Annotated in this window: 9 protein-coding genes; 3 read left to right on the forward strand and 6 right to left on the reverse strand. The window is 50.7% G+C overall.

What is annotated here, in order from left to right; translation table 11 throughout:
* The first annotated feature begins 7 nt into the window (after nt 1–7).
* The gene (locus O3276_RS25170) at nt 8–1,969 is read left to right on the forward strand and encodes a bifunctional 2',3'-cyclic-nucleotide 2'-phosphodiesterase/3'-nucleotidase (RefSeq protein ID WP_269673765.1); all 1,962 of its coding nucleotides are present in this window, start codon (nt 8–10) and stop codon (nt 1,967–1,969) included.
* 75 nt (nt 1,970–2,044) lie between these two features.
* On the opposite strand, the gene O3276_RS25175 is transcribed toward O3276_RS25170, so the two are convergent.
* The 3 genes from O3276_RS25175 to rluB all read right to left on the reverse strand — a co-directional run bounded on the left by O3276_RS25175 (nt 2,045) and on the right by rluB (nt 6,210).
* Nucleotides 2,045–2,965: a hypothetical protein gene (locus tag O3276_RS25175; protein ID WP_269673766.1), complete on the reverse strand. Its 921-nt coding sequence runs from the start codon at nt 2,963–2,965 to the stop codon at nt 2,045–2,047.
* 154 nt (nt 2,966–3,119) lie between these two features.
* Entirely contained in the window at nt 3,120–5,141 is a 2,022-nt protein-coding gene (locus O3276_RS25180; protein WP_269673767.1) for an NEL-type E3 ubiquitin ligase domain-containing protein, read from the reverse strand.
* Between the two features lie 187 nt (nt 5,142–5,328).
* Nucleotides 5,329–6,210, reverse strand: coding sequence for a 23S rRNA pseudouridine(2605) synthase RluB (gene rluB / locus O3276_RS25185; protein WP_269673768.1), 882 nt, complete (start codon nt 6,208–6,210; stop codon nt 5,329–5,331).
* Between the two features lie 185 nt (nt 6,211–6,395).
* Between rluB and O3276_RS25190 the strand changes: the two genes are divergently transcribed.
* Nucleotides 6,396–9,872 carry a hypothetical protein gene (locus O3276_RS25190; RefSeq protein WP_269673769.1) on the forward strand — a complete coding sequence of 1,159 codons (3,477 nt, stop codon included), beginning with the start codon at nt 6,396–6,398 and terminating at the stop codon, nt 9,870–9,872.
* A 43-nt stretch (nt 9,873–9,915) separates the two neighbouring features.
* Nucleotides 9,916–11,037: a hypothetical protein gene (locus O3276_RS25195; protein WP_269673770.1), complete on the forward strand. Its 1,122-nt coding sequence runs from the start codon at nt 9,916–9,918 to the stop codon at nt 11,035–11,037.
* On the opposite strand, the gene scpB is transcribed toward O3276_RS25195, so the two are convergent.
* The 3 genes from scpB to O3276_RS25210 form a co-directional block, all read right to left on the reverse strand.
* Complete coding sequence (scpB, locus tag O3276_RS25200; protein ID WP_269673771.1) at nt 11,034–11,918, reverse strand: SMC-Scp complex subunit ScpB; 885 nt, start codon at nt 11,916–11,918, stop codon at nt 11,034–11,036. The two genes, O3276_RS25195 and scpB, sit on opposite strands and share 4 nt — an antisense overlap.
* 14 nt (nt 11,919–11,932) lie before the next feature.
* Complete coding sequence (locus tag O3276_RS25205) at nt 11,933–12,802, reverse strand: segregation and condensation protein A (RefSeq protein WP_269673772.1); 870 nt, start codon at nt 12,800–12,802, stop codon at nt 11,933–11,935.
* A 118-nt stretch (nt 12,803–12,920) separates the two neighbouring features.
* The gene (locus O3276_RS25210; protein ID WP_269673773.1) at nt 12,921–14,135 is read right to left on the reverse strand and encodes a tryptophan--tRNA ligase; all 1,215 of its coding nucleotides are present in this window, start codon (nt 14,133–14,135) and stop codon (nt 12,921–12,923) included.
* Nucleotides 14,136–14,143 lie beyond the last annotated feature (8 nt).

Genomic DNA, 14,143 nt, shown 5'->3' on the forward strand with positions numbered 1-14,143 from the left:
GTTTTGCATGTACTTTCGACGCTCCCCTGTTTCCATGGCTGTCTTTGCTGCCCTGGTTTCTGTCAGTGGTCTGACCTCCGCCGCTACGATTGACCTCCGGGTTGTTGAAACAACCGACCTTCACGCCAATGTCATGGATTTTGATTATTACAAGGGCAAGCCCACCGAACAGTTTGGACTTGCCCGTGTCGCAACACTGGTCAAACAGGCCCGTGCCGAAGTTGACAACAGTGTTCTGGTGGACAATGGCGATCTGTTGCAGGGCTCGCCAATGGGCGATTACATGGCCGACAAAGGCCTTGAACAGGGGGATATGCACCCGGTCTACAAAGCCATGAACCTGCTCGACTATGACGTAGGCAACATAGGCAACCACGAGTTCAATTACGGTCTGGACTTTCTCAATGAAGCCATTAATGATGCCCGCTTCCCCTATATAAGTGCTAACGTGGTGGATGCCAAAACCGGCAAAAACCTCTACCAGCCTTATCTTATCAAGAGCCAGCAGTTTAAGGATTCCGATGGCAAGCTGCAGACCGTCAAGGTTGGCTACATCGGTTTCGTACCACCACAGATCATGCAGTGGGACCGTAAGCATCTCGAAGGAAAAGTGGTCGCTCACGACATTGTTGAGTCGGCTAAAAAATTCGTGCCACAAATGAAAGCCGAAGGGGCTGATATTATCATTGCCATTCCACACTCCGGCATGAGCAGCGAGCCCTACAAAGCCATGGCGGAAAACTCCACCTACTATCTATCTCTGGTGGAAGGCATCGATGCCCTGATGTTTGGTCACTCCCACGGCGTTTTTCCGGCAGAGGCTTATGCTGAGATCCCCGGCGTCGATGTGGAAAAAGGGACGATCAACGGCGTACCTGCGGTTATGCCGGGTCGCTGGGGCAGCCATCTGGGGCTGGTTGATTTGACACTGGACAACCGCAGTGGCAAATGGGAAGTGGTTGATGCCCGGGCAACCACACGCGCTATTTTTAATACCAGGACCAATAGCTCCAAGGCTAAGTCTTACCGGGACATCGTTAACATCATCAAAGCAGAGCACCAGGGCACCCTGGAATTTGTTAACCAGCCTATCGGCAAGGCTTCTGACCAGATGTACAGCTATCTGGCACTGGTGCAGGACGACCCCACCGTGCAGATCGTGAACAATGCACAGAGAGATTACGTTGAGCGCTTTATCCAGGGCGATCCTGATCTGGAAGGTATTCCTGTTATCTCCGCTGCTGCCCCGTTCAAAGCCGGTGGTCGTAAAAATGATCCGACCGGCTACACCGAAGTGGAAGCAGGCACCCTGACCTTCCGTAATGCTGCCGACCTGTACCTCTATCCCAATACACTGGTTGCCCTGAAAGTCACCGGAAAAGAGGTGAAAAACTGGCTGGAGCGCTCTGCAGGTCAGTTCAATCAGATCAATCCTGACAGTACCGAACCACAACCTCTGCTGAACTGGGATGGTTTCCAGACTTACAACTTTGACGTGATGGATGGGGTTGATTATCAGATTGATGTGACCCAGCCCGCCCGTTTTGATGCCAACGGTATTCAGGTAAACGACTCTCACCGTATCATCAACCTGACTTACCAGGGTAAACCGGTGAAAGAAGATCAGGCATTTATTATCGCTACCAACAACTATCGCGCTTACGGCGGTGGTAACTTTGCCGGAACGGGGGATAAGTTCGTCGCGTTTGCTTCTCCTGATGAAAACCGAACTGTTCTTTCTGCGTATATTACGGCTCAGACCAAAAAGAACGGTCAGGTGATTCCAAGTGCTGACAACAACTGGTGCCTGGCACCCATCAAGTCAGACAAAAAACTGAACATTACCTTTGAAACCGGTAACTCCAAAAGCGCGGAACGTTTCATTGCCAAACGGGCAGCTTATCCCTTGAAAAAGCAGGGACAGGATGAAATAGGTTTTGCCCTGTACCGGATTGATCTGAGCAACTGACACTCCCCGCACTCCCCGCACTCCCGGCCCTGCCGGGCGTGTTTTCGCTCAATAACGTAATAGCAATTCCACCTTCTAAACATAAACTTCGCAGCCATTTTGAGCAGCTGGATCTTTGCCAAGCTTCCTTTTGTACTCATTGTACTCAGCGCTGCGTTTTCTGACGCGCCTGGCGAAATCGGGATCATTCTGGTAGCGCTCTTTTTGGCGCGCCCTTTTGCGCGCCCTTTGGCTTGTCCTTTTGCGCTCGGCGAAATCAGGGTCATTCTGGTAGCGTTTCCTTTGTTGCTCCCTGCTGCGCTTCCTTTCGCGCTCGGCGTAAGCGGGATCTTTGCGAAGCTTTCTCATGCTCTCCCTTTGGTACTCCTTTTGGCGCTCCCTTTTGCTCTCCCTTTGGCGCTCAATTATTGAAGAGTGATCATCAACAATTTCTGTTGCCTGGGTCGTTTGGTTATCACTTGTAGTTTGGTTCAGGTTTAATGGGTTAACTACCGTATATGGTCGTAAATATTGTGGTTTAGAAGGTAAGTCAGGAAGATTAGTTAATGGATAATCTGGATTCGAATGGCTCGCTGGTGTTGGCTCCCTAATCTCAGGCTCACTCCCTGATAAGCATACCTGCTGAATAGGAGGAAATTTCGCTCTTGATGATAGTTCATGGGGTTCATTAGATTTCCAGGGGACATATTCATCAAGAACTGATTGTGGTATTTGAGGAATACCAGTGCAAAAACAGTCTGCTGTCTCTGAAAGTGTTAGAGGTTTAATTCTATATTTAATCAATGAATTAACAGGATCAGCGTTATTTTTGGCTATATCTGAATGGTTATAGTAAACAGGAAAAGAAGTATCCAGCGTCTGTACAGACATTCCTTGATATGTCGAGGATTGTTCGCTGGCATCAAATCGATATATTTGTTCTATTAAATCTAATGAGTCGGAACAAAGTTCGTCAAAAGCAAGATCGGATGAAGTTAAGCTACTAAAGAAATCCATTGAATTATTGAATTATTGAATCATTGAATTGCAGCTTAAGACCGCTCTTTCTTATAAAAGTTCCTCCCTAACACAAACCATTCAATATTTCAGTGAAACCTGTTATCAAAGGCTGAGCAGATATTCAGGAATGTGATTTCATATGGTTAGCTACTTAACTGGCATCCCGTGATTTTTCCGTCAGCCGGCAGACCATTGACCAGTCCAGCGGCTTTTTGAAAAATGGATCCTTGCTGTTTTCCAGAAACGCCCGGCGCAGGCTGTGGTAATCATAGTGGTCGTCATCAAAGACAACCATTTGCTCTGTTTTGTCCAGGCAGAACGGACATTCCCTGATCCGCGCAACAACTCTGTGCTGGAGCTGCTCGAAGGCTGGAACGGACAGGCTGCGCAGGTATTTTTGCCAGGGTTCCCATGTTCTCAGGAAGTCCCCCAGGGCATCTTCAGTACAGTCCTGTTCGATTTCCATGGCGGCCTGGGTAATATGCCACTGGGAAACCCCGCTACAGGCTCTGAACAGCATGTACTGAGTTGCGCCCGGCAGGTTAAAGTGCTTGCGCAAACCAATTTGAAAAGCCAGCTCCACTTCAATCGGATTGACGTAATTTAAGGTGCTTATATGACGTCTGGCAATTACTTTCAACGCATCCAGAATCATCATTTGCCGTCCCAGGGCGCGCAATTCTGTGGGGTCGCTGTCCGGCTGCATAGCCATGGCTTCTGCTGATCTGGACAGCTCCAGTGCTTCCAGGTCATCCAGAGCCAGTATAACCCGGTCGTCACAAGTACTGGTGGCATGGTGTATGCGCATCAGGGCGTTTTCCTGAATCTCTTGATTACTGCTGAGCAGCGACATGACTCCTAACACTCGCTGGGCCAGTATCCGCTGTGTTACGCGGTTCTGGTAATCCGCAGTACCGGTCAGGCGTTGCAGATAATAAGTCAGGCTTTGCATCTGGTCAGGCCGCAGATCCAGAATTGGGATTGGGGAGCGAGATTTTGCAAGTTTCGCCCAAAATGTAAAAGCCTCTTCAAACGTTCTAAATGTGCGCTCCGGTACACCCTGCGGTTCAGCTACATAAAATTGCATGCCTTCTGGTGGTTCATGTTCAAGCTGGGCGAGTATCGCTGCTGGCAGCCCGGTATTTTCCAGATAAACCTTGCGTAAACGCACCTCCTGATTTTCCGTCGTCCAGCCCAGTTCTGTAATCCAGTGAAGCAGGGAGGTCAGGCTAACGCAGCCAGAGAGATCAAGGTCGCCACCGAGCTTGATTGAGGCAGGCAGTTCTCCCAGATTGGTGCAATCTTTCAGGATAAGGTTGCCACCTATTTCCAGTAGAGTATCTGACGCTATTCTCAGTTCAGTGCAACCTTCAAGGGTAAGGTTTCGGCCCACCTTGAGGGTTTGCGGCAGCCACTCCAGATTGGTACAACCCTTAAGGTAGAGATTTTCCGGTATGTTCATACCATTGGGCAGTTCCCGGAGACTGGTGCAGTTAATAAGGCTAAGGGTCGCCAGTACCGAGAGATTTTCCGGCAGTTTTTGCAGATTGTAACAATCGTTAAGAAACAGGCTGCGCCTGACAATCAGGTCATCGGGCAAATATTTAAGTCTGGTGCAACCGTTGAGCAGAAGGTTCTCCCCCACAAAGAAATTTGTCGGTAAAGTCTCCAGGCTATGGCATTCGTTAAGCTCAGCACTCAGTCCTACGGTAAGGTTTTCAGGCAGAGTCCTGAGGCTGGAGCAAGCCTTAAGGAAGAGGGTCCGCCCCACGAAGAAGTTTTGCGGTAACTCCGGCAGTTGGCTGAAACCCTCAAAATCAACACTGAACACCACGTACAGATGTTTGGGAACAGACTGAATCCTGCTGCGCTGGGGCCGGCTGAGAGTGGGAAACAGGTCGCCATTAATTTTATAGCAGAGGTTATCGGAAACATTACCCTGCTTCATCAACAGGATCATTTCGGCCGGGTCGGTCTCCCGGACTTTAATGACTGAGAATTTCGATAAAAGTTTAACGTTATGTGGGAACAGTGCATCAACGGACAATGAATCGCGGCGTATAAGATTTTCTGGCACTGGGCCGTTAGCGTCAGTATCCGGACCTTGCGTTGTTCTACTTACACTCGTACCAATATTGTGTGCAGGGAGATTGCCCGGTGATGTTACGTTCATATCATCATCTTACGGCTGTGAGTAATGTATAAGGATCACAACTGATTGATGAAGTTCACTTTTTCTGGTGGTGACGGCAAAAATGATACGGACAGGCGGTGCCAGGTGGGTATGAGAAGCCAACCGCCAGCCCCCTCATCAAGCGCAGGGAGAGGGCCGGGTGGATGCTGCCATTATGAAGATTTCCCTAGCGGGAACGCTTTTTCGGATGAGGACTGAAACGTTTGGTACTGCCTTTGACTTTCCTGGCCTGCACTTCGTTCTTTTTCAGCCGGTCCTGCGGCTTTTTGTGGAAGGCGGGTGCGGGTGACAGGTCTACCAGTGCGGCAAGCGCGTCGATGTCCTGTTTTTCCAGCTCCTGGAACTGCCCCTGACGCAGGTGATCAGGAATGATCATGCTGCCAAAACGGACCCGTTTCAAACGGCTGACTTTCAGATCCTGGGATTCCCAGAGACGGCGGACTTCACGGTTACGCCCTTCAAGAATACAGACGTGAAACCAATGGTTAATGCCAGTACCGCCGGAGTCCACAATATCGGTAAAACGAGCCATGCCATCTTCCAGCTCGACACCTTCAAACAGGTTTTTCACTTTCTGCTGGGTAATATCACCCATGACCCGCACGGCGTACTCCCGCTCAATGGAATGAGAGGGGTGCATCAGGCGGCTGGCCAGTTCGCCATCATTGGTAAACAGCAGCAGACCGGAGGTATTGAGGTCCAGGCGGCCGATGGAGATCCAGCGCTCGCCCTTCAGTTTAGGGAGTTTATCAAAGACCGTTGGACGGCCTTCTTGGTCAGAACGGCTGCAGATTTCGCCTTCCGGTTTGTTATAAGCGATGACACGGCGAATACCGGAGGCGTAAGCATCCAGCTTAATAACCCGGCCGTCCACGGCAATAACGTCGGCCAGGGCTGCACGGTCGCCAAGGCTGGCTTTGACACCGTTGACACTGATGCGTCCTTCAGTGATCCAGCGCTCCATCTCACGGCGTGAGCCAAGGCCAGCGCCCGCCAGGATCTTTTGCAATTTTTCGCCCTGCGGAGGGAGTGTAGTTTCTGTGGTCATGGGATATCGGCGGGGTCTCCGCCCGAAATTTAACAAGAGGGAACGCAGTATAACGGGAGGTTCGGGTACAAACAATCCGGTTGAGCCGCAGTGAAATAGAGTAAGTAGCCAGAAATATATGATTCCATATGGCCAGCTACTTAAACAGGTGAAATAAAGAAGAGGAATGGAACCTGATAATCATTTTGTGGTCAAACGGCGGTGTTTATAGCCTCAGGCAGGGTTTTATTCTGAAAGCAATAATACCAACCTGCTACCATGCACAGTCTGCTCTCCGGGTTGACCAGAGAGCCGGTTTGCGCGGGATGCCAGAACACCCCGGACATACATTTAACGGTAAAAGGGTCGCAAACTATCAGCCTGATAGAATGGCTGCTGCCCCCCCGGATTACGGCAAGCTTACGGAGGATGACTTCTGGGGGAGAAAAACATTATATGGACATCGTATCACCCCGGCCAGTGTGCTTGCAGCCTACGGACATGATAGATCGTCTCTTAGAAGTGGCTTCTTCCTGCTCAAACTTTGCCTGCAGAACATTCTTTATGACAATAAAAGAGTGACTCCGGAACAGGTGATTCAGGAATTCAACCGGAAACCAGATCAAAAGAATAAGTACCAGATAGCGATAGCGCGCTTTAAGTCGGAATGCTGCCTGAATGGCCTGGCGTTAAATGGCCAGCCGGTCACACCGGATGAGGTAGTTAAGGGTTATCAGGACCTTAATGCAACTCTGGAGCTGGCACGCTTTAAGTCGGAATGCTGCCTGAAGGGACTGCTGTTAAATGGCCAGCCGATCAGACCGGATGCGGTCGTCAGGGGTTTCCCGGATAGCCCGGAAGGCAAAATGGGAATTGCGCGCTTCAAGGAGGAATGTTGCCTGAGAGGGCTGGCGTTGAATGGCCAGCAGGTCTCACCGGATGCGGTGGTGAAGGATTTTCCGGATAATCCGAAAGGTTGGCTGGGGATCGCGCGCTTCAAAGCGGAATGTTGCCTGAAACGCCTGCCATTGAATGGCCGACAGATCACCCCGGAGGCAGTGGTTAAGGGCTATCAGGCACTTGGGGCAAGATTGGAACTGGCGCGCTTCAAAGGGGAATGTTGCCTCAGGGACCTGCCGTTGAGTGGCCTGCGGGTCACACCGGAAGAGGTGGTGGAGGATTACCCGGATAGTCCGGCAGGCAAACGCGGAGTGGCGCACTTCCAAGAGGACTGTTGCCTGAGCGGGCTGCTGTTGAATGGCCAGCAGGTTTCACCGGATACGGTGGTTAACGGTTACCGGGCCACTAAATCAGTACTGGGGCTGGCGCACTTTATGGAACGGTGTTGGCTGAGGGGGTTGGCAGTAAATGGCAAGCAGGTCAGGCCGGATGATGTGTTCAGGAGTTTTCCGGATAATGATACAGGTGGCAAGCTGGGAAGAACGCGCTTTAAGGAACTGTGTTGCCTGAAGGGCATGGCGTTGAATGGCCGACTGGTTACCCCTGATGCAGTGATTGAGGATTATCAGTCAGCCAATGCCATGCTTGAGCTGGCACGTTTCAAAGCGGAATGTTGCCTGAGGGGCCTGTTGGTCAAGGGCCAGCAGGTCACACCGGACACCGTGGCCAGGGATTATAAGGCAGCCAGGGCAACTCTCGAGCTAGGGCGCTTCAAGGCAGAATGTTGCCTGAGGGGGCTGCGATTGAATGGTCAGCAGGTCACACCGGATGCCGTGGTTAAGAATTATGAACAGGGTGGGTGGTTGCTTGAAAGAGCGATTTTTTATTCCCGGTTGGCATTGAATGCCAGAGAATTGAATGGCAGCTATCTGGATAACCTGAAAGTACTGGCAGCGTTTAATGAAGCTCCCGGAAATCATGCCGCAAGTCAGATTGAATACCTGATGCACAGGTTGCAACAACCTCGGCGATACGATGAAAGCAATGATGCTCAGGATCTCATTGAAAAGGCCTGGCAACTTCTGGACAGCATATTGGTCAAAGATAAGCAACAACGGTTGCGATGTATATTGATATTCATGGCTATGCAGAATGGATTGACCATTAATCATCAGCGAGTGTCGGCAGAACAGGTATTGCAATCCATCCAGACACTGAGGCCCTCATTTCAGAATTCGCGCATCTATTTCTTTTTCCTGAAACACTGTTATATCACTGGACAGCCTGTTTATGGGCGAAGAATCGAAAGACATCAGGTGATGGAATGCCTTAAGGGTTTTCCTGAAGGAAGTAAACTGCGCCATGCTTTGGGGTGCGGCCTTGAACAGAGCCACTACCAAACAGGTACAGTGAATAATTTTCTGTTTAATCGGGAAAATGCTGTCGCCTGTGATAGTCGGTACAGATACGCAGCCTCTGCCCGTCAGCATGCGGCTTCTGTCGCCGTTCGTCGAAAGTGCCCGGTAGCTTACAGACCTGAACTGTATAGACCTGAATTGTATAGACAGACCACAGATAACTTCCGGTCTGGCTTTGGTCATGAAAACAGATATTCAGCCAGCTGTGTCCATAACGCCGGATATGGCTATAGAGGTCAACTGCCTGACGTGGTCCCGATTTCAGAATACCCTGGCCGAGAAAAAGCGGTAGAAGTATCCGTGGCCAATCCCCGCAGGGAACATCCATTCCCTTACCAGGCCGGTGAATACTGGTATGAAACAGGGACAGCAGAAAATACGTTCACTCCGGGCAGAGCGGGTCTTCCGGACAATAAGGTGCCGCCGTTAAATGCGCTGACGCTGAAAACACTGGAGATTATTCAGGTAATCAATGATGCTTATCCCGATCCCCCCATCCTGATTACCGGTTCGTATGCCCGTTACTTACAAAACCGCTGCTCATCATTCAACGATATTGACCTTATCTGCACGGCAGAAGAGCCTGCCAGAGCCCTGTTTGACCGGCTGCGGGCATTGAATACTGACAGAGATTCAGAAATCCCCAAAAGTGTCACCATCGGGCCAGTCCCGGGATGTCCGGCGATTAAACTGCCAAAAGCTTTCAATATTCATCTGACAGACGGTGATCTGGGTGCCAGGGTAATGGGGCTGCAGGTCAGCGTGGACGACAGAGTAGCCCATCGAAACGAGGCACGACTGGCCGTTCATGTTCCCGGCGTAAAGAAGTCGGTGTGGTGTTTGTCGTTTGCTGAAGAAACCAGATTGTTGAACGATACGCTGAAATTTCTCACCGATAACCTCGATCCACTGACTGAGCAGTTGCAAAAAGGAGCGGCATTTGCCTTGCCCCGAACCATTCTTTTTAATACCCCCCAAAACACCGGTGAGCGTATTTATGGTTTGCTGATACGCTCTTTGCTTACCCTGAATAAAGCCCGGCAGTTTATAGCGCTGCACTCTCAAGGAGACCCCGGAAAACCTGACGACCGGACAATCCAGGGGCAGGAAGAGCGCCGACGCCTTTATGCATTGACTCAGAATCTTCACATGAAATTGCTCAGCCATCTGTGGCGTAAGGGTTTTGAGCTCAGAGTGAATGGCTGGCTATCGACCTTTCAGCCAGTTAATGATTACCAATGCAAGAAAAAGGAATTTGTCAAAACACTGCTTGCGCTGATCCACCCTGATTGCTCTGGACTCCGACAATATAACTCTGACCTTCCCGTAGCGCATAATGCAGTAGTGAACCTATTGAGAAAGTAAGCTGTCTATGGGGAGTAAATATCTATCGTTAGAAGGTTTATTTATGACTCCACCAAGTGCAAATACCGGATTGGCAAACTCTGTTAACGGACCACTAAGCAACAGCTATGACCAGAATGATTCTGCCTTGCCAGCGAATGCTCAGCATGCGGGCGGTATTTTTCGGAGTCGTGCCACGGAAGATCTTCAGCACAGTCCGGCCGTTGGAGCTCGAACTGTCAGTGCGGTTTTGCCTGTCCAAAATTATATGAATCCAGCATTAGGTGAAACTGATAATCCATCGGTTGTGAGATTTACGGTTGGCTCAGATGATGAACAGTCTGATGACGATGCTTCACCCTTATCCTCCCTCAGTTCAGGTCCTGGTTCAGAACCCGATTGCTTCATTGGGTTGGAGCAAACGTTAGAAAGCCTTCTTCTGGTAAAGGAGGCAGATTCCACTGAAGGTGCTGTAGGGGGCTGCGCTTATTGTGGCGGTGAGCAGATTCTGGAGGAGTCTCTGACATCCAGCTTGAATGAACTGGCGTCAATATCTTCTGCGGGGAAGGGCGCTAGCGATAAGGCCGTTGAAAGTGTCAGGAAAGAACTTGGTGAAACGATCGCGGACTCTTTCACAACAGCCAGACTGGAAGAATTGCATACTATTGCCTGTAGACTCGAGTTGTGGCAGAAAATGAATTGCAGATTACTTGAAAAATGTAAAGTTAACTCCTTCGACACTTACATACCCGATCTCACTACCCGGGGAATGGTTCCAATCAAGTTCGATGATCTAATCAACGGTATTATTAATACAGGTGTTATGTCTGATCTTGGCAAAGGGCTTGATAAAATTGACAGTTATCTGAGAGGGTGTGATGTAACGATGCTACGCCACCGTCATCGTCTTTGCACAGATATGAGCAAAGACGTCCATCAGCCAATACTTTCCTTCTCATTTTATCAGGAAAATATATTAGACTCACAATTTCCAGATGAACTTTTTGATGGGGAAGAATTACCAGATTTCACTTACCTTCTTGATGGCGATAAAAGTACAGACTGGAACCACCTTGCCCGTGAGCTGGATGCTTATTTGCAACCGGTATTTCAGGCGCTGGTTGAGGTTGGTGGGGCTATTCCAGAAGACACTCTGGAAGAATACTTCAAGAGTGTCGTTGATTAATGAAAGGTTTCATCGGGCTCTTCAGACTGGGAAGAAATGGCTTCTTCAGAGGATTGCTCATCAGAAGTCAGGCTTTCTGAAGCTATGGTCAATTCATCTTCAGTGAGTTCAGAGCTCAGTTGTTCTTTCTCTTCTTCCAGTTGCAGGGCCGGTATTTTCTGCTTCTTGATCAAGTCATTAAAGCCAGTGGGCAATTCGGCTTCCATGGCATCCAGTTCATCGAACAGCTCCTGGGCCGAACGCTCTTTGATGACCTCCTGGTCCGCCAGCTCCGGCTGTTCTAACGTACCGCCTGCTGCGGCCAGTGCTTCGGCAATCTCTTCCGGGATTTCCAGGGCCTTGGCGATTTCTTCCAGGTCCCGGATTTCCGACAGCGGCGGCAGTTCATTCAGGTTCTGCAGGTTGAAGTAATCCAGGAATTGCCGGGTGGTGGCAAACATAGCGGGTCTGCCGGGCACATCCCGGTGGCCGACAACGCGAACCCACTCCCGCTCCTGCAGGGTGCGTATGATATTACTGCTGACACTGACGCCACGAATATCTTCAATTTCTCCCCGGGTAATGGGCTGGCGATAGGCGATCAGGGCCAGGGTTTCCAGAAGGGCACGGGTATAGCGCTGAGGTTTTTCGTCCCACAGGCCGCCAATCCAGGGAGCCATGGCCTGACGAACCTGGAAGCGGAAGCCGGACGCTACTTGCTTCAGTTCAAAGGCCCGGCCCTCGCAGGCGTCAGATACTTTGACCAGGGCTTCACGGATTTCATTGCCATCAGGGCGATTGTCTTCCGCAAAGAGGGCCGCCAGTTGTTCAATCGTCAGTGGACGACTGCTGGCCATGATCGCTGCTTCCAGAATCAGTGAGAGATCAGGCTTTTCGCTCATTGATATTTTCCATGTTATTCAACCCGGGCCTTTACATGAATTGGTCCAAAGGGTTCGCTTTGTACCAGCTCGATCAGGGATTCCTTGATCAGTTCCATTATGGCCATAAAGGTGACCACCACGCCCAGTCGGCCTTCGCTGACCCGATAGAGTGCCACAAAGGGGGTGAAGCGTTCAGGGGAGAGCATGGCAAGCACCTCGCTCATCCGCTCTCGAACGGACAGTGCTTCTTCCGCTACATGGTGATGCTCAAACATATCAGCCCGACGCATGACTTCGCTCAGGGCAACCAGAATATCCTGAAGATCAACCTCCGGATGTATCTGAACCCGCTCAAACTCAGGAGGCTGAACTTTGGCTGGCCAGTTATCCCGGCCCATTCTGGGCAGGGCATCCAGGTCTTCGGCCGCTTTCTTAAAGCGCTCATACTCCTGCAGTCGCCTGACCAGCTCAGCACGGGGGTCGTCTTCTTCCTCTTCAGCCTCTGCAGTTCGTGGCAACAGCATTCGGGATTTGATTTCCGCCAGTGTTGCGGCCATCACCAGATATTCTGCAGCCAGCTCAAACTGGGAACTTTCCATCAGCTTGACGTATTCCATGTACTGATGGGTGATCTGGGCCACCTGGATATCGAGGATATCCATGTTGTTCCGTTTGATCAGGTAGAGCAGAAGATCCAACGGGCCTTCAAAGGCTTCCAGAAAGACTTCCAGGGCATCCGGTGGAATGTAGAGATCGTCAGGCAGCTTGGTGAATGGTTGACCCTTAACCAGTGCCAGCGATTTTTCAGCTCTTATATGAGGCGCTTCAGGTGCAACGGATTCTGCTTCCGATGGGGCTGACGTCTGTGCTGGTTGTTCGGCCACGGCTTCCGTCGTGGTCATGGGCAGTTCACCTCTTGCTGGGCCGGTACCTCCTGGGAGGTTAGATGGTTTATTTACTGATCAGTTCCATCATGCCTGCCAGAGGTGGTGTCTGTCTAGAGAGGAGCTATACCAATTCTTAGCGATAGTGCAGTCCCATGGCATCCCGGACTTCCTTCAGGGTGTCCTGGGCTTCATCGCGGGCTTTCTCGCACCCTTCGGTAATAATGCTCTTGACCACATCCTGGTTATGTTCCAGTTCCAGGGCTTCAATCCGTATCGGTTCCAGCTCGGCCTGGATCGCTTCTATGACCGGCTTTTTGCAGTCCAGGCAACCGATGCTGGCACTGGTACAGCCACTGTGTACCCAGTCCTGACGTTGCTGGTCAGAATAGAGCCGGTGAAATTGCCATACCGGGCATTTTATGGGATCACCCGGATCATTCCGGCGAATACGGGCCGGGTCCGTGGGCATTTTCCGGATCTTGGTGTCGACCTCGTCAGCACTCTCTCTGAGGCTGATGGTGTTGTTGCAGGACTTGGACATTTTCTGTCCATCCAGCCCCGGCGTTCTGGCTTGCGGTGTCAGCAATGCCTGTGGCTCTGGCAGAATAACCTTGCCGGTGCCTTCCAGATAACCGAAGAGGCGTTCCTGGTCACCCAGGGTAATATTGTTCTGTTCTTTCAGCAGGGCCCTGGCTGTTTCCAGGGCTTGTTCATCACCTTTTTCCAGATAGGTTTTGCGAAGCTTCCGATATATTTCACCCTGCTTTCTGCCCATTTTCCGGATGGCCATTTCGGCATTTTGTTCAAAACCGGGTTCACGGCCATAGAGATGGTTAAAACGGCGGGCGATTTCCCGGGTAATCTCTACATGAGCTTCCTGATCCGCGCCCACAGGCACACTGCCTGCCCGATAGGCCAGAATGTCAGCGCTTTGCAGGAGGGGGTATCCCAGAAAACCATAGGTTGAAAGGTCTTTCTCTCTGAGTTTTTCCTGCTGGTCTTTGTACGTTGGAACCCGTTCCAGCCATGACAGCGGTGTCATCATGGAAAGCAGCAGGTGAAGTTCGGCATGCTCCGGTACCCGGGACTGAATAAAAATGGTGGAAGAGCCAGGGTTCACACCAACGGCCAGCCAGTCAGTGACCATATCCAGCATGTGTTGCTGAAGGTGCTGGGTATCTTCATAGTGAGTGGTCAATGCATGCCAGTCTGCCACAAAGAAAAAACAGTCGTATTCGTGTTGCAGTGCCAGCCAGTTTTTTAAAACACCGTGATAATGGCCAAGATGCAATCGGCCAGTGGGTCGCATGCCAGATAAAACACGCGACTGAGGGTCTACAGCGCTCAAAGGGCTCT

The sequence above is a fragment of the Endozoicomonas sp. GU-1 genome (assembly GCF_027366395.1).
Taxonomy (GTDB): Bacteria; Pseudomonadota; Gammaproteobacteria; order Pseudomonadales; family Endozoicomonadaceae; genus Endozoicomonas.

Excerpts from the sequence above, each read along its gene's own strand:
- O3276_RS25170 (WP_269673765.1), top strand. The coding sequence starts at position 8 with ATGTACTTTCGACGCTCCCCTGTTTCCATGGCTGTCTTTGCTGCCCTG.
- O3276_RS25175 (WP_269673766.1), bottom strand. The coding sequence starts at position 2,965 with ATGGATTTCTTTAGTAGCTTAACTTCATCCGATCTTGCTTTTGACGAA.
- O3276_RS25180 (WP_269673767.1), bottom strand. The coding sequence starts at position 5,141 with ATGAACGTAACATCACCGGGCAATCTCCCTGCACACAATATTGGTACG.
- rluB (WP_269673768.1), bottom strand. The coding sequence starts at position 6,210 with ATGACCACAGAAACTACACTCCCTCCGCAGGGCGAAAAATTGCAAAAG.
- O3276_RS25195 (WP_269673770.1), top strand. The coding sequence starts at position 9,916 with ATGACTCCACCAAGTGCAAATACCGGATTGGCAAACTCTGTTAACGGA.
- scpB (WP_269673771.1), bottom strand. The coding sequence starts at position 11,918 with ATGAGCGAAAAGCCTGATCTCTCACTGATTCTGGAAGCAGCGATCATG.
- O3276_RS25205 (WP_269673772.1), bottom strand. The coding sequence starts at position 12,802 with ATGACCACGACGGAAGCCGTGGCCGAACAACCAGCACAGACGTCAGCC.